17 protein-coding genes are annotated in these 15390 nt (G+C 68.1%); 5 read left to right on the top strand and 12 right to left on the bottom strand.

What is annotated here, in order from left to right:
* Positions 1-80: 80 nt before the first annotated feature.
* Together BLP88_RS09180 and hisC are read right to left on the bottom strand one after the other, a co-directional pair.
* A complete protein-coding gene (locus BLP88_RS09180) occupies positions 81-1508 on the bottom strand; it encodes an amino acid permease (RefSeq protein ID WP_074588610.1) in 1428 nt (475 codons plus the stop codon).
* An 81-nt stretch (positions 1509-1589) separates the two neighbouring features.
* Positions 1590-2717, bottom strand: coding sequence for a histidinol-phosphate transaminase (hisC, locus tag BLP88_RS09175; protein WP_074588608.1), 1128 nt, complete (start codon positions 2715-2717; stop codon positions 1590-1592).
* A gap of 93 nt (positions 2718-2810) precedes the next feature.
* Between hisC and BLP88_RS09170 the strand changes: the two genes are divergently transcribed.
* Positions 2811-3314: an Lrp/AsnC family transcriptional regulator gene (locus BLP88_RS09170; RefSeq protein ID WP_074588607.1), complete on the top strand. Its 504-nt coding sequence runs from the start codon at positions 2811-2813 to the stop codon at positions 3312-3314.
* Positions 3315-3433: 119 nt separating this feature from the next.
* Positions 3434-5104, top strand: a complete 1671-nt coding sequence (locus tag BLP88_RS09165; protein WP_074588771.1) for a thiamine pyrophosphate-binding protein — start codon at positions 3434-3436, stop codon at positions 5102-5104.
* Between the two features lie 6 nt (positions 5105-5110).
* On the opposite strand, the gene BLP88_RS09160 is transcribed toward BLP88_RS09165, so the two are convergent.
* Both BLP88_RS09160 and BLP88_RS09155 read right to left on the bottom strand, forming a co-directional pair.
* On the bottom strand, positions 5111-6169 hold the full coding sequence (locus BLP88_RS09160; RefSeq protein ID WP_175453527.1) for an Ig-like domain-containing protein: 1059 nt from the start codon (positions 6167-6169) through the stop codon (positions 5111-5113).
* A 128-nt stretch (positions 6170-6297) separates the two neighbouring features.
* Complete coding sequence (locus BLP88_RS09155; protein WP_074588605.1) at positions 6298-7308, bottom strand: LacI family DNA-binding transcriptional regulator; 1011 nt, start codon at positions 7306-7308, stop codon at positions 6298-6300.
* Positions 7309-7455: 147 nt separating this feature from the next.
* Here BLP88_RS09155 and BLP88_RS09150 point away from each other — a divergent pair, with 147 nt between their 5' ends.
* Positions 7456-7914 carry a hypothetical protein gene (locus tag BLP88_RS09150; RefSeq protein WP_139163347.1) on the top strand — a complete coding sequence of 153 codons (459 nt, stop codon included), beginning with the start codon at positions 7456-7458 and terminating at the stop codon, positions 7912-7914.
* Between the two features lie 9 nt (positions 7915-7923).
* Here BLP88_RS09150 and BLP88_RS09145 read toward each other — a convergent pair whose 3' ends face one another.
* Both BLP88_RS09145 and BLP88_RS09140 read right to left on the bottom strand, forming a co-directional pair.
* Positions 7924-8529 (bottom strand): dihydrofolate reductase family protein, encoded by a 606-nt coding sequence (locus BLP88_RS09145; RefSeq protein ID WP_074588602.1) that lies wholly within the window; start codon positions 8527-8529, stop codon positions 7924-7926.
* Between the two features lie 143 nt (positions 8530-8672).
* On the bottom strand, positions 8673-9416 hold the full coding sequence (locus tag BLP88_RS09140) for an SDR family NAD(P)-dependent oxidoreductase (protein WP_074588600.1): 744 nt from the start codon (positions 9414-9416) through the stop codon (positions 8673-8675).
* 123 nt (positions 9417-9539) lie between these two features.
* Between BLP88_RS09140 and BLP88_RS09135 the strand changes: the two genes are divergently transcribed.
* Complete coding sequence (locus BLP88_RS09135) at positions 9540-10442, top strand: helix-turn-helix transcriptional regulator (RefSeq protein ID WP_074588599.1); 903 nt, start codon at positions 9540-9542, stop codon at positions 10440-10442.
* A gap of 31 nt (positions 10443-10473) precedes the next feature.
* Here BLP88_RS09135 and BLP88_RS09130 read toward each other — a convergent pair whose 3' ends face one another.
* The 6 genes from BLP88_RS09130 to BLP88_RS09105 all read right to left on the bottom strand — a co-directional run bounded on the left by BLP88_RS09130 (position 10474) and on the right by BLP88_RS09105 (position 14863).
* Positions 10474-10893: an arsenate-mycothiol transferase ArsC gene (locus BLP88_RS09130; RefSeq protein ID WP_074588598.1), complete on the bottom strand. Its 420-nt coding sequence runs from the start codon at positions 10891-10893 to the stop codon at positions 10474-10476.
* Positions 10894-10930: 37 nt separating this feature from the next.
* Complete coding sequence (locus tag BLP88_RS09125; protein WP_074588597.1) at positions 10931-12307, bottom strand: FAD-dependent oxidoreductase; 1377 nt, start codon at positions 12305-12307, stop codon at positions 10931-10933.
* A gap of 168 nt (positions 12308-12475) precedes the next feature.
* Entirely contained in the window at positions 12476-12886 is a 411-nt protein-coding gene (locus BLP88_RS09120; protein WP_074588596.1) for an arsenate reductase ArsC, read from the bottom strand.
* Positions 12883-13581, bottom strand: coding sequence for an aquaporin (locus BLP88_RS09115; protein ID WP_074588594.1), 699 nt, complete (start codon positions 13579-13581; stop codon positions 12883-12885). Before BLP88_RS09115 ends, BLP88_RS09120 begins: the two co-directional genes overlap by 4 nt.
* Positions 13578-13928, bottom strand: a complete 351-nt coding sequence (locus BLP88_RS09110) for an ArsR/SmtB family transcription factor (RefSeq protein WP_074588593.1) — start codon at positions 13926-13928, stop codon at positions 13578-13580. The genes BLP88_RS09115 and BLP88_RS09110 overlap by 4 nt, the downstream gene beginning before the upstream one ends.
* Positions 13929-13954: 26 nt before the next feature.
* Entirely contained in the window at positions 13955-14863 is a 909-nt protein-coding gene (locus BLP88_RS09105; protein ID WP_074588592.1) for a methyltransferase family protein, read from the bottom strand.
* 172 nt (positions 14864-15035) lie between these two features.
* Between BLP88_RS09105 and BLP88_RS09100 the strand changes: the two genes are divergently transcribed.
* Positions 15036-15377, top strand: a complete 342-nt coding sequence (locus BLP88_RS09100) for a hypothetical protein (RefSeq protein ID WP_074588591.1) — start codon at positions 15036-15038, stop codon at positions 15375-15377.
* Positions 15378-15390 lie beyond the last annotated feature (13 nt).

Here is a 15390-nt window from a genome sequence, read left to right as displayed (position 1 = left end):
GAACTCGCGGGTCCCTGCCCGGCTCGCGGGTGCACACCGCGAGTGGGACAGGAACCCGCGAGCGCGGGATTCAAGCGGCCCTAGTCGACCAGCACCGAGTCCTTGGCCTGTTCCGCAGGCTCGACGGCGGCCGGAGCCTTGGCCGTGCGGTGGTGGATCCAGTTCGCCACCGCCAGGAGCGCCACCAGGGCGAAGGTGCTCAGGAGCTGGGGGCGGGAGTCCTCGCCGATGAAGCCGACGGTGAAGATGGCGGCCAGGATGAGCAAACCGATCCCCGTGAGCCAGGGGAAGCCCGCCATCCGTAGGGGAAGGACGGTCCCGTCGCGGTCCGCGCGGAGGCGCAAGGCCAGCTGGGCAAGGAGCGCTGAGGTCCAGACCAGCAGGGAGGTGGAGCCCACGATGTTGAGGAGGACCGGAAGCACCTTGTCCGGGAAGGCCACCTCAAGCACGGCCGTGACGACGCCGAAGGCAACGCTGGCCAGCACGGCCACGACCGGAACCTGGGTCTTGGAGATGAAGGCGAGGGAGCGCGGCGCTTCACCGCGTTCGGCCAGGGAGAACGCCATCCGGGAGGCGCCGTAGAGGTTGGCGTTAAGGGCGGAGAGCAGGGCCGCGACGGCCACCAGCGTGATGGCGGTGGCCGCGCCGGGCATGCCTGCGGCGTCCAGAACGGCAGCGAACGGGCTCTTCAGCCCCGCCGAGCCCACGGGAACCACGGCCGCGATGATGAAGATCGCACCGATGTAGAAGACCAGGATGCGCCACAGCACGGTACGGACGGCCTTGCCCACGCTGCGTGCGGGGTCCCGGGTTTCGGCGGCGGCCACGGACACGATTTCGGTGCCGCCGAAGGCGAAGGCCACCACGAAGAGCGCCGTGGCGATTCCGGCGAAGCCGTTGGGGGCGAATCCGGCGCCCGTGAAGTTGGCCAGGCCGGGTGACTGGACGTCGGGCAGCCAGCCAAAGAGCAGGGCGGCGCCGACCAGGAGGAAGCCGACGATGGCGGCCACCTTGAGCAGGGCGAACCAGAATTCGAACTCGCCGAAGTTCTTCACCCGGGTGAGGTTCACGGCGGTGAGCACGGCGATGAACACGAACGCCATCAGCCAGACCGGAAGCGCCGGGAAGACGCTGGCCAGCAGGGCGGCCGCGCCGAGCGCCTCCGCCGCGATCACCACAACGAGCTGCACCCACCAGAGCCAGCCCACGGTGGCGCCGGCCACGGGTCCGAAGGCCCGCGCGGTGTAGACGGAGAAGGCGCCGCTGTCCGGGTTGGCGGCAGCCATCTCGCCGAGGGCCCACATCACGAGGATGATGAGGGTTCCGGCGACGAGGTAGGAGATCAGCACGGCCGGGCCCGCGGCCTGGATGCCGGCGCCCGAGCCGATGAAGAGGCCCGCCCCGATGGCGCTGCCGAGCCCCATCATCGTTAGCTGGCGCGGTTTGAGGGCGGCGCCAAGCGCGGTGCCGGATGTAGCTCGGTCAGACGTCATTGTCCGTTGTTCCATGGGGGAGTCCTCTGGGTAGTGGAACGGTTTGTTGGGGTGGAACAGCTGTTGGGGTGGAACGGTTTGTCTCGGGGTGGCGGTTCAGGCGTGCGCTTCCAGGACGCTGTTTTCCAGAACGGTGAGCACGCGGTCGTTGGAGGCGGGGTCGGCAACGGTGATCCGGATGCCGTCGCCCTGGTACGCGCGGACCATGATGCCCGCTTGATCGAACGCGGCAACGAGCCTTGTCCGGAGCTCGTCATCGGCGCGGATCCACAGGAAGTTTCCCTGGCTCGGCTGCAGCTTCCAGCCCAGGGCCTCCAGCCGCGCGGCCATCCGGGCGCGCTCGTCCCGGACCGCGGCGACCCTCGCCTGCATCTCATCGCTGGCGTCCAGCGAGGCGATCGCGGCCTGTTGGGCCAGCGCGGTCACGGCGAAGGGAAGCGCGGTCCGGCGCAGCCCGTCCGCGATGTCCGGCGCCGCCACCGCGTACCCGACCCGCAGGCCGGCGAGCCCGTAAGCCTTGGAGAAGGTGCGCAGGATGCAGACGTTCGGGTACGCGCGGTAGAGGGCGAGGGAGTCGGGGCCGCTTCCGGCGTCGGCGTATTCCACGTAGGCCTCGTCGATCACCACGAGGACGCCGGATCGGACGGAGCGCAGGAACGCCTCGAGGCGGTCGTGGGCGATCGGGACGCCCGTCGGGTTGTTCGGCGTGCAGAGCAGGATCACCCTGGTCCGTTCGGTGACGGCGGCGGCCATGGCGTCCAGGTCGTGGCCCTCGGCGTCGTCCAGGGGAACGCGGACGGACCGGGCGCCCGCCAACTCCACCAGGATCGGGTAGGCCTCGAAGGAGCGCCACGCGAACACCACTTCGTCTCCGGCGTCGCACAGTCCGGTGATGATCTGCTGGAGGACGCCGACACTGCCGGGCCCCACCGCGACCTCGGCGGCGGTAACACCGAGCTGCGCGGCGATCCGTTCGCGAAGCCCGACGGCGGCCATGTCCGGGTAGCGGTTCATCCTGGCTGCCGCTTCGGCCACCGCAGCGGCGGCCGCAGGCAGCGGTTCGTAATGGCTTTCGTTGCTGGCAAGGGCGGCGATGTCCACGACGGCGCCGCGCTCCGCACTGGAAGCACGCCTGCCCGGGACGTAGGACGGCAGGCCGGAAACCGCTCCACGCAAGGCGGGTCGCGCGGCGTCCGGCGCCGTCAGCATCTGATCACTGGTCATGAGCCCCGATCATGGAAGTGACCCGGAGCACATTGCAAGATACGCTGACAGCATTGGGATTTCTGCTCAACTTCTATTGTCTGTGGTGAAAATATGACCATCCCGAGTCCCCGCAACCTCGATTCCCTGGACGCCCGGATCATCCTTGCCCTCGACAAGGACCCGGAAGCGAGCGCCCTGGCACTCTCCCGGACCCTCGGCGTCGCGCGGAACACCGTGCATGCCCGCCTGGCGAGGCTGGAGCGCAGCGGCGCCCTCAGTTCCTTCAGCCGCAGGCTGGACCCCGCCGCGCTCGGCTACGGCCTCATGGCCTTCCTGTCCCTGGCGATCAGCCAGACCCGGGCGGGTTCGGTGGAAAACGGGCTCGAAGCCATCCCGGAGGTCATCGAGGTGCACGCCACCACGGGCGACGCGGACCTCATGGCCAAGGTGGTGGCCCGGGACACGGGCGATCTTTACCGCATCACCAACCAGATCCTGGAAATCGAGGGAATCCAGCGGACCAGCACCGCCATCTCCGTGCTGGAGCTCATGCCGCCCCGCTTCGACGGCCTCCTGGACCGGCTGGCGCAGCAGGAGAACCGCCCCGCCACCTAAGCGGAGTGGTCTGCGCCACAGCTGGGCATATTCGCACTATTTCTGTCAGTAGATGACAAAAATACCAATCTGATTCGCTTCTCTTGCATGCTGAGGCCATGGCTTCGAAGATCTCTGCCATGACCTCCTTGACTGTCTCCGGCCGTGTGGCACAGGTTCTCAGCGGCTACCTCAGTGACATATTCGGCGTAATGGGCAACGGGAACGCCTACTTCCTGGACGCCGCCGAAAAGCAGGGCCTCCGCTTCTCCCCGGTCCGCCATGAGGGTGCCGCCATCGCTGCCGCGGACGCCTACTACCGCGCGTCCGGGCGCCTCGCGGCAGGCACCACCACTTACGGACCCGGCTACACCAACGCCCTGACGGCCCTCGCGGAGGCGGTCCAGGCCCAGATCCCGGCGGTGCTCGTCACCGGGGACGCACCGAGCAGCGGCGCCCGGCCCTGGGATGTGGACCAGGCGGCCATCGCCGCCGGGCTCGGGGCGGAAACCTTCACCGTCACCCGTGAGGCCGCCGGCGCCATCACCCAGCAGGCGGTGGAATACGCACTCGCCCAGCGGACCGCCGTCGTGCTCGCCATTCCGTACGACCTCGCGGCGCTTGAAGCAGCGGAAGAACAGCTCCCCGTGCCGGCGGCACTTGAGGTGACGGACGACGTCGACGGCGGACTCGAGCGGGCGGCCGAACTGCTCGCGGGCGCGGCGCGCCCGCTTGTGCTCGCGGGCCGTGGCGCGCATCTGGCCGGCGCCGGCCCTGAACTCCGGGAGCTCGCCGACCGCCTCGGCGCCCTGACCGCCGGGACTGCCCTGGCGCTCAACCTGTTGCAGGGCGAGGGATACCTCGGCGTCGCGGGCGGCTTCGGCACGGACACCGCCGCCGGACTCATGGGCGAGGCGGACGTGGTCCTCGTGGCCGGCGCGAGCCTGAGCCAGTTCACCATGCGCTTCGGCCACCTGATCGGCCCGGACAGCACCGTCGTCCAGATCGACACCGCACTGGACGCGACGCATCCCCGGGTGGACCTGTTCGTCAGCGCTGACGCCAAGGCCGCCGCCCGGGGACTCCTCCGGTTGCTGGACGGCTCGGTGCCGCGTGTCCGGGACGCAGGAGCCTGGCGCGCGGAAGCCCGGACCCGGCTTGCCGAAGGCGAGGCCCACCACCCCGGCTCCGCGGTCACCCCGGACGGCCGCCTGGACCCCCGGGCCCTCGCGGTCGCGCTGGATGCTGTGCTGCCGGAGCGCCGCACCGTGGTGCAGGACGGCGGGCACTTCGTGGGCTGGGCGCCCATGTACTGGCGGATCCCGCGCCCGCAGGACCTGGTGATGGTGGGCACCGCTTACCAGGCCATCGGCCTCGGCCTCGCCAGCGCCGTCGGGGCGGCCCGCGCTGTGGAGGACGGCCGCACCCTGGTACTCGCCTCGGGCGACGGCGGTTTCCTTATGGGGCTGTCCGACCTGGAGTCGCTCGTCGGCGCGGCGGCGAGCGCCGTCGTCGTGATCTACAACGACGCCGCCTACGGGGCCGAGATCCATCAGTACGGCTCTCAGGGGTTGACCGAGAAGCCCATGCTGATCCCCGAGGTGGACTTCAGCGGCATTGCCCGCGCTCTCGGCGCAGAATCGGCGGTCATCCGCTCCGTGGCAGACCTCTCCGCCCTCAAGGACTGGATTGACGCCGGCGCGAAGGGCACCTTCGTGGCCGACTGCCGCATCACCTCCACCGTCCGCGCCCCGTGGCTGGACGAATGGATGAGGGCCTCGCAGGCTGCGAAGGCAGCCGTCGCCGGGTAAGCGATCCTAGGGCAGCGGGACGGTGAGGGTCTGCCCCGGGAAGGTGATCGGGGCGTAGTGGTTGTCCCCGAAATAGGCGGCGCTGAACGTGAAGGTCCGGGGCGCCGTCGGCAGCAGGAAGTCGCTGGTGGCGAGTCCTGCGGTGACGGGCACCGGTAAGCCGTACTCGATGCCGTCGGCGTAGAACTGGACGTATCCGCCGGGGTCGGGCGCACCCGTCTGCTGGGTGAGTGTTACGTCCATCCGGACGGTGAAAGGGCTCGTCACGGTCAGTGTATGGACGCCGTCGAGGGGCAGGGGATCCGCCGGCGGGAGGACCTGGAGGGACACCGGCTCGGATTCGGGTCCGCTGTAGCGGATCACGGATTCGTGGCGTGCGGTCAACCGGTGGGCTCCCACGGGCAGGTAGTTAACAACGAGAGTGGCCTTCCACCCTCGGGACCCGGGGACAACCACGCCCTCACCGAGGAACTTATCGTCGGCGTAGAAGACGATGGGCCCGTCCGAGGTGCCGGTCAGCGCCTTGCCGTCGTCCGTCGTGACCTGGGCCGTGAGTTTGACCGGTTCGCTCACGGTCACCGGCTTCTTGGCGCTGGCCTGGAGTGAGGTTTTGGTGAGGGGGCCCGTCCACACCTCGTAGGAGAAGGTCTTTTTCGCCGCCTGGAAGTAGGTGTCCCCCGAGTACGTGACGGTGTAGTGCCGCATGCCGGTCCTGGTGGATGTGAGGTAGAGGCGGACGTCGCCCTCGTCACCGGTCAGGATGCGCGTCTCGGGCAGGGCTCCCCGCTCATTCAATTGCACTGTCAGGGTTCCGGTCGGGCGTCTGGTTTCCGCTGGAGGCACCACAAAGTCGATGACAATCTCCGATGCGCTGCCGGCGAAAGCCCAGCTGGGTTCATCCAAGTGCGCCCGGATTTCGACTTTGGACCGGGTATCCGGTTGGTTGGGCCTTGCATGGACCGGGCCCACGCTTGCCACCAGCGCTGCGGCGAGAGCGAGGGTCAGGACGGTGCGGGGAGCAGGGCGCCCGGCGGACAGAAACACGGACAAGCGCGCAAAATCCATGAGTTCCTCCATAACAAATGCATTTGTTGATGGAAGTCCCCCAGAAACTCCAACGGGTGGTTGCAGCACCCTCCGCCGACGATACTCCCCCTTCCGGGGAACCGTAAGGCCCTTTGGGAGCCCGGGCGCTAGTCCTGGAGCGTGGTGCCGCGCAGGTGCAGGGTCCAGGGCGCCGGAACGCGGACGCCTTCGCCCGTGGAGCCCGATTCCAGGCGGTCCACGAGCATGTTCACCACGCGGTCGAAGATGGGCTCGGGCCCCACGGTGGTCAGGGCCGGGTCCGATTCCTGGCCTTCGGTGGAGTTCCCGACGCCCACGACCTGCACGTCCTCGGGCACGCGTAGGCCCAGGCGGAAAGCGGCCCGGATGGCCTGCAGCGCTTCCATGTCGTCGCTGGCGAAGATCGCGGTGGGACGGTCCGGCAATTGCAGCAGGTCCAGGGCGGCCTGGTAGGCGACATCCTTGCGGTGGTGCGAGGTACGGACCAGTTCCGGATCCACCGGCAGACCCGCCCGCTCCAGCCCGGCCACGTAGCCGCTGTACCGGGACGGAATGGCGCGTCGGCTTTCGTCCGCCCTCCGGATACAGGCGATGCGGCGGTGGTGCGCGGTCAGGAAATCCATGCCCGCGGCGATTCCATCGGCAGGTTCAGGGGCCAGGACGTCGAAGCCCGCGGGCTGCATGACCTCGGAGATGACCACTTGCGGAACGCCGCGGCGGGCCAGCTCCAGCATGGTTTCATCCTTGGTTACGGACTCCTGGATGAAGCCGAGGATCACGCCGTCGGCCCCGCCGGACAACATGAACTGGCGCCAGGCGTCGCCCAGCAGCACCACGGGCTGGTAGCCGTGTTGGGGAAGGACCCGTGCTGCTGCGGCGGCCAGGGCGCGGTCCCAGGGCCATTCGAGGTTGCCGATCGCCACGGCCACGAGTTCGGTCTTGCCGCGCCGCATGCCGCGGGCCGCACGGTTGGCCACGTAGCCCAGTTCGCGCACGGCTTCCTGCACGCGCTGTTTGGTGGGCTCACTGATCCGGGTGGTGCCGCCGAGGCGTCCGGAGAGCACGTAGGAGACCGTGGTGAGCGAGACGCCGGCACGCTCGGCCACGTCGCGGATGGTCGGCTTGGAACCTTGCCTCACGTCTGTGTCCTGTCTCTCCTGCGGTTTTCGTACTCTATCGGGATTTGCCGGGGGGCTCCTTTCGTGAATGTACGACGGCGCCCGCGCGCCTTGAGGGGAAGCCCGCCTGGCGCGGGGCCAACTATCGCGCCGTGCAACAATCACCCCATGGATGCACCCGAGCCCGAGATCGTGGACTGGCCCTCATTGCTCTTCGCACTGCTCGTCGATTCACTCGTCGCGTGGGCTCCGGCGGTCCTGGCGTTCGTGTTCCTGCCGGCACTCCAGATCCCCGTCGCTCTTGGCCTGCTCCTTGCGTCCTTGTTTGGCAACTGGGCCCTGGCCAGCCGTGGAACCACGCTTGGCGCACGCCTCGCCGGCTTCGCGCTGCGCACACGAAGCGGGGGCGAACCGGGGGCGAAGTACGGCCTGGTCCTCACTCTCCTGGCGCTGCTTTCAGTGCCTTCCATCTTGCTGCTGCTCATCGCCGTCAATTACTACCCCGCAGGTGGCGACGCTTCCGGCCCCCTCGGAGATCCTGCGAGCTACCCGTTGCTGGGAGAACGTACCGGCCGGCGGCGGTTCCTGGAGGCCGCCGACGCCTACTGGGAACGCTGGTCCTACTGACCTTTCGGCTTAGCTGGCGCGGCGATAGCGGATGTGGGTGGCCAGTGGCGAGTGAAGCACTTCGGCTGGTTCGAAGCCGAAAGATTCCACCCCATCGAAGATGCGCTCTCCCGAACCGAGCAGCACCGGTGCGATGTCGAGGGTGAGCTCGTCGATCACGCCGGCGATCAGTGCCTGTCGGACGGTCGAGGCCCCACCGGCGATGTCCACGCCCTTGTCCCCGGCGGCCTGGCACGCTGCGGAGTATGCCGCGTCGAAGCCCTCGGTGACGAAATGGAAGGTCGTCCCGCCGGACATCTGGATCGGGTCATGTCCGTGATGGGTCAGCACGAACACCGGCGCGTGGTACGGCGGTTCGGCTCCCCACCACCCGCTCCATTCCTCATCCCAGTCCCCCCGGATCGGACCGAACATGTTCCGGCCCATCACATACGCGCCCCGCGGACGCATGAGCCAGTCATTAGCTACTTTGTCGGCATCGTTGGCCCGCGGGTCGCCGATGTGCCAGCCGTGCAGCTCCAACCCCCGCTTGCCCAGGGGGTTCTGGCGGCTCTGGTCCGGACCGGCGACGAAGCCGTCCAGCGAGATGGACATGTGGCAAGTGGTGTCGGGCATCGCGAACCTCCTGAGTGCTTGCGACGTGCGCTCGGTCGTGCGGGGATTCTGCGGATCCAGGTCCGCCCCAGATTAGTCGAACCGAGCTGCCTCGATAAAGGTCTTCCCTTGGAACGCACGATGGCGCCGCAGCGAGCGCCCCCTCACAGCCCTCCTCCCGGGAGGGTGCTCCCCGTGTAATCGGCCAGGGAGCGCAGAAGCGCCGCCTGGAAGTCCTCGTCGTGCACCGCCGGATGTGGTTCCCGCGTGGCCTGGTGGTACCAGTAGCCTCCGCTCGTGAGGGCCTCGGGGCTGTCGCTTACCGCGAGCCACGCCTGCGTGACGTGTCCCAGGCGGAGGTCGCCGGGTGCGCCGGGTCCGCCCATCCGGGTGGGCACCCAGCCGGGGTCCACCGCGTGCGAACGCACCTCCGGCCACAGCCTCGCAACGGCCGCCGCCAGGGCGGTGACGAACAGCTTGCTGTCGGGATACGAGCGGGATTCCCGCGCGCCGCTCCAGTCCACGCCGTCGAGATCCGGCTGCCCGCTGCGGTGCCAACCGCTGCTGAGGTAGATCAGCCGCTCCGGCCGTTCGATTTCCGCGGTCAGCACGAAAGGAGCCACCACGTTAACCGGCAGCAAAGCCCTGCCGCCGAGGACACCGGCGTTATGGATTACGGCGTCAAAACGGCCCAGGGCGTTCGCCTGATCGGCCAGGGCGCGCACCTCGTCCAGTTTGGCGAGATCGCCCACCACGGCCTGGGCGCCGCCGTCGAGCAGGTCCCGGACGGCCGCCAGCCGCTCCGGTGCCCGGACGTGCACCACCACGGAATGGCCGTCGTCGAGCAGGGCGGCAGCTGCCGCGCGGCCGAGTCCGTCGGCGGAACCAGTGACGAGGATGCGGGACATCTCTTCTCCTTGGCATTGTGGTCCCTCCACCTCACCATGGATCGCCGGATGCCGGGAGCTCCCGCGTAAGAGGGGTACCAGGAGGGTCTCCTTCAATCCGGAACGCGCGCCTATCGTGGATCCATGGACAACCGTGCTGACGTTCGCGAATTCCTTACCTCGCGGCGCGCCAGGATTTCTCCCGAGTCGGTGGGGCTGCCTGTCGGCAGCAACCGGCGCGTGGCCGGGCTGCGCCGCAGCGAGGTGGCGACGCTTGCCGGCGTGAGCATCGAGTACTACACCCGCCTGGAGCGCGGGGCCATCAGTGGCGCGTCCCCCGAGGTCCTCGATTCGCTCGCCCGCGCGTTAAGGCTCGACGACGCCGAACGCGCCCACCTTTTCGACCTCGCCCATGCCGCAAGCCCGGTGGCCCGGCCGCCGAAGCGCCGCAGTGCCGGGAGTTGGGCGCCGCACCCCAGCCTCCAATGGGTGCTCGACGCCGTGACGTCCGGCCCTGCCTTCGTGCGGAACGGGCGGATGGACCTGATCGCCGTGAACGCCCTCGCGCGTGCCTTCTACAAAGACGCCTACGACATGCCCGGCGAGCCTCCGAACCTGGCCCGCTTTACCTTCCTGGACGAACGGGGCCGGGACTTCCACCCCGAATGGGACACCGCGGCCGACGTCGTGGTCTCCATCCTGCGCACCGAGGCGGGCCGCGATCCGCACAACAAGGAACTCCACGAGCTGGTGGGTGAGCTGAGCACGCGGAGCCAGGAGTTCCGGCGTCGTTGGAGTTCGCACAACGTCCGGCACCATGGCACCGGCTTCAAGACCTTCCATCATCCGGTGGTGGGCGAGATCACCGTGGCCTATGAAGGGCTGGAGATGGCCGCCGAACCCGGCCTCACGCTCACCATCTACACCGCCGAGCCCGGGTCGCCGTCCGAAGAGGCGATGCGGCTGCTCGCCTCCTGGGCCGCCACCGAACAGACGCAGCTTAGGGACCGGGGGAAACAGGACGCGGGGAAGCAGCCGGCGGGCTGAGTTTCCCTCTGAATTCGCTCCCTCCTTCGGATCAGACAGTGAGTTCGTTGTAGAGCCCGCTGACGCGTGCTTTGATGTCGTCGCGGACCAGCCGCATGCGTTCCATGCCTTCTATGCCGCGGCTTGAGGGCTCATCGGTTTCCCAGGTTTCGTAGCGTGCGGTGCCGCGGGGTTCGAGTTTGGCTTCGGTGCCAAGGACCACCACCACGTCGACGGCGTCGAGCACCTCGTCCGTGACGGGTTTGGGGTGTTCGCCGGTGGTGTCGATGCCGAGCTCGGCCAGGGAGTCCACGGCCTGGGCATTCAGGGCCGGACCGGGTTTCGTGCCGGCGGAGTAGACCGTGATTCCGTCTCCCGCGAGTTCGCGCATGAGTCCTGCGGCGAGTTGGGATTTGCCGCCGTTCTTGCTGCAGACGAAGAGGACGGCGGGCTTGTTGGGCGTTTCGTTCATGATTGCGCGGCTTCTTTCCGATCGGTCATGGGGGTGTTCAGAGTTCGCCGGAGCGGCCGTGGGCCAGTCCGGTGGGGATGCCGATCAGTACCGGCTCGGGTGCGGCGCAGCAGTTGGACTCAGCGTCCCGGGTCGCGGCGGTGACGGGTACGTTGCAGCTGATGCCGGCATCAGTGGAGCAGACGCCGGTTTCCGGGAGTTCCAGCTGGACGGCGTCGGCGGCTTCCCGGTCTCCCGCGAGGGCTGCGGCGACCGAGCGGACCTGTTCGTAGCCGGTGGCGAGCAGGAAGGTCGGGGCCCGCCCGTAGGACTTCATGCCGACGATGTAGAAGTCCTTTTCCGGGTGGGCCAGGAGCTTCGCGCCGTGCGGCGGGACGGTGCCGCAGGAGTGGAATTCGGGGTCGATGAGTGGGCCGAGTTCGACGGGCGCTTCGACGGCGGGGTCGAGGTTCAGGCGAAGTTCGCGCAGGATGTCCAAGTCCGGGCGGAATCCGGTGCAGGGGACGATGACGTCGGCGTCGAGGGTGCGTCCGTCGGCGGCTTCGACGCTGACGTGGGTGTCGAGGGTCTTCAGGGCCGCGATGCCGAAGCCGGCGTGCAGTGCGATGGTGCCGGCCTCGACCAGGCGGCGGAGCCGGGAGCCGAGCTGGCCGCGGGCGGGCAGGCCATCGGCGTCACCGCCGCCGTAGACCTTGTCCGCGGAAGCGCCCCGGACGGCCCAGAGGATGGTGGTTTCCGGTTCGTCCTTGGCGAGCTCGGCGAGGTTGATCAGGGTATTCGCCGCCGAGTGCCCTGCCCCGACCACGAGGACGCGGCGGCCGGCGAAGGTTGCACGGTCCCGGCCGGAGACGTCGGGCAGGGGCGAGGAGATCCGGTCCCCCGCGGTGGCCTCTCCGATGGCGGGCATTCCGGAGGTGCCCAGCGGGTTGCGGGTGGACCAGGTGCCGGAGGCGTCGATCACCGCGGAGACAATGTGGTCGCGGGTTTCGCCGTCGGCATGTTCGACCCGCACAACGAAAGGCGTGGTGTCGCGATGGCGGACGTGGGTCTTGTCCAGGCCCTGCCGGGTGACCGCAATGACGCGGGCGCCGGTCTGGAGGCTCGACGAGATCGCCGGGGCCGCGGCCAGCGGGGTGATGTAACGGTCGATGAGTTCCCCGCCGTAGGGCAGCGCCGTGGGGCGGGGGGACTCCCAGCCGGTCGGTTCGAGCAGGCGGACCGCAGCGGCGTCGAGGTTGAACCGCCAAGGGGAGAACAAGCGGATGTGGCGCCATTGTTCAATGGCGGCTCCTGCGGTGGGGCCGGCTTCGAAGATGGCCGGCTCGAGTCCGCGTTCAAGCAGGTGCGCCGCGGTGGCGAGTCCCACCGGGCCTGCGCCGATCACGGCGACGGGGAGGTTTTTCACTGAATCCATGCTGTCCTCATGCTTTCTCCGGTGGTGTGCGGTTGGGGCGGGTGCCTGCCGGGTCCTTGTGGGTCCGGCAGGCCGGGTGGCGGCGCTAGCAGCAGTCTTCGTCGTCGCAGCAGTTGTCATCGCAGCAACCGGTGTTCATGCTGGTCACCCCCTTCCGATGCGGCGGGTTTACCGGGCGGCCGGAGAGAGGGACTCGATCAGGGCCTCCACCCGGGCCTTGATGTCATCGCGGATGGGCCGGACCGACTCGACACCTTTGCCCGCCGGGTCTTCGAGAACCCAGTCCTCGTAGCGCTTGCCCGGGAAGTACGGGCACTCGTCGCCGCAGCCCATGGTGATGACGACGTCGGAATCCTGCACGGCCTCGGTGGTGAGGACCTTCGGTATTTCGGCGGACATGTCGATCCCGACTTCGGCCATGGCTTCCACCGCGGCGGGGTTGACCTTGTCCGCGGGCTGGGACCCGGCGGAGCGGACCTCGATGGCGCCCTGCGACAGGGTGGTGAGGAATGCCGCGGCCATCTGGGAGCGGCCGGCGTTGTGGACGCAGACGAACAGGACGGAGGGTTTGCTGCTCATGAGAGCACCTTTCGGTCAGCCACGATGGCGGCGGAAGCGGGGATCGGGTAGAGAAGGCGGACCAGGAAGAATCCAGCGGCGCCGCCAAGCAGTTGAGCAAGGATGAACGCCGGAGCCGACGACGGTGCGATGCCGGCAAAGCTGTCCGTGACCGTTCTGGCGATGGTCACCGCGGGATTGGCGAAACTTGTGGAACTGGTGAACCAGTAAGCGGCGGTGATGTAGCCGCCGACAGCGAAGGCCACCCGCTCCGCCCGCCCGGAGCGGACTGTTCCGAACACGATGAGCAGGAGGCCGATTGTGGCAACCACCTCGCTCAGCCACAGGCCGGCGCCCGTGCGCTCGTGGGTGGAAAAATCCGCGGCCGGCAGGCCGAACATCAGGTTTGCCACCACGGTTCCTGCAAGCCCGCCGCCAAACTGGGCGGCGATCAGCACCGCGGCCGTCCGCGTATCAAGCACGCCCAGGGCCCGTTCCACGAGTGTGACCACCGGGTTGAAGGACGCGGAAACCGGCTGCAGCGCAAGGATCAGCGCCACCAGGGCGCCGCCGGTGGCGAGGCTGTTCTGCAGAAGCTGCAGCCCGACGTCGTCCGGCGACAGGCGCGAGGCCATCACACCGGACCCGACGACGGCCATCACCAGGAAGGCCGTGCCGGTGAACTCGGCGGCGGCACGGCGGGCGAAGCCGCTCACCCGGCCTGCCCTCCGATCAGGGACGCCAGGTTCTGCAGCACCTCGCTGCGGGCGCGGTAGTACACCCACACGCCGCGTTTCTCGCGGTCCAGCAGGCCCACATCATGGAGGACCTTCAGGTGGTGGCTGATGGTGGGCTGGGAGAGGTCGAAGGCATCGTTGAGGTCGCAGACGCAGGCCTCGCCACCTTCGTGCGACGCCACCAGGGACATCAGACGGAGCCGCACCGGATCGCCCAGCGCCTTCAGGACCACCGAGGCCTGCTCAGCGGCGTCTTCGGACAGCGGCTCGCGGGAAAGCGGGGAACAGCACGCGACCGCCTGCACCGGGGTCAGTTCAAGAGACATAGACACATGTAAATATCTACACTCATCTATGTCTTGGCGCAAGGAGTGCCGGGAATCCAGCAGCGCACTGCCTCCCGGTACCGCTCGAAGTCCTCGCCGAACCGTTGCTTCAGATCGGATTCCTCCAGCGGCCTGATGGCGTAATTCCAGAACAGCGACCCCGCAAGCGCGTATGCGACAACAAGCCAGGACTGCAGGATGAGGCCGATCGCGGCGCCTTGGGCAATGCCGGCCAGGGCCATGGGATTGCGGACCCAACGGTACGGGCCGGCGATGACCAGGCGGTTCGGCATCGCGGCCGGCAGCGGCGTGCCTTCCCCCTTCGTGGACATCGCCACCGCGGACGCGACGCCAAGCACGCTGGCAAGCACAAGGATCACGGCCCCGGCACCAGCCGCCAACGGCGGAAAGGGCAGTGCCACGTTCCACCGCTGTTCCAGGGCGCTTATGGCAGTCGGAACCACCACCAGGAAGAAGCCCCAGAAAACAACGAGCTGGCCGAATGTCGTGGCCACGTGGTTTGCAGAATCCGCTCGCCTGGCCGGGCGGAACGCAAAAGGCCCCCGGAGAATCAGCTCGGTGGGTATGCGACCTAGGAGGACGGCGCAGAGCGCCGCCGGGAAAGCCGCGGTGGCCGCACCCATCGCCAGCACGCCCCAGCCAGCCTCGCCGGTGATTGTTGCGTAGGAGGCCAGTACGACGGCGACAATCACCGTCCAGCCCGTGCTCACCGCCGCGGCGGCCCGGACGCCGAACCCGGCTACCGCCGATTCGATGACGAACAGCGGGATGTCGAAGACGGCTACGATGACCGGGTCCAGGCTGCCAAGCGTCGCCTCACGCACCAACGGCACAGTGAAAACCAGGACCCACCACAAAAGACCGGCAGCCGCCTGAACCGCGAAATAGGCCGCTCCCAACCGAAGCAAATGCATCACCGAACCCAGGACAATTCGGCCCATCCTAAAGCCGACAACAAATGGTGGCTTCAGCGTAGCGAATTCTTCAAAACCGACCGCAGAAAACTGCGCCACAAGAGGACCCGGACTGCTACATTCTTCGCAGTGGGGGCGCATCAGGGTACTCCCCTATCCAAAGGAACCCAGGATGAGCGCTCAATACCCGCAGCAGGCAATCATTTCACCGGCAGTGGAAGACCCCGATTCCAAACGCTCCCGCAGGGGACGGACGAGCATCGGCATCGGGCTTCTCGTCATGGGCGCGATCGCTACGGCCGCCACGGCTTGGCTTTATGCACAATACTTTCCCGTCTTGGAACTCATGGACCGGGACGAAAGAAGCAAGGAAGCCCTGGACGCGGCGTTAGCCATCCTGCAACTTCTCGCCATTTTCGCGACAGGAATTTGGAACATTGTGGCCCGGCGCTCTCCTGGGGGAAAGCTCCGCTCATCGTGGCTGCAGTTTTGTCCGGCATATGCCTCGTCCTAGCCGTCATCAACGC

The organism is Arthrobacter cupressi (assembly GCF_900099975.1).
GTDB lineage: Bacteria > Actinomycetota > Actinomycetes > Actinomycetales > Micrococcaceae > Arthrobacter > Arthrobacter cupressi.
This window is presented reverse-complemented; position numbering and strand designations above follow the sequence as displayed.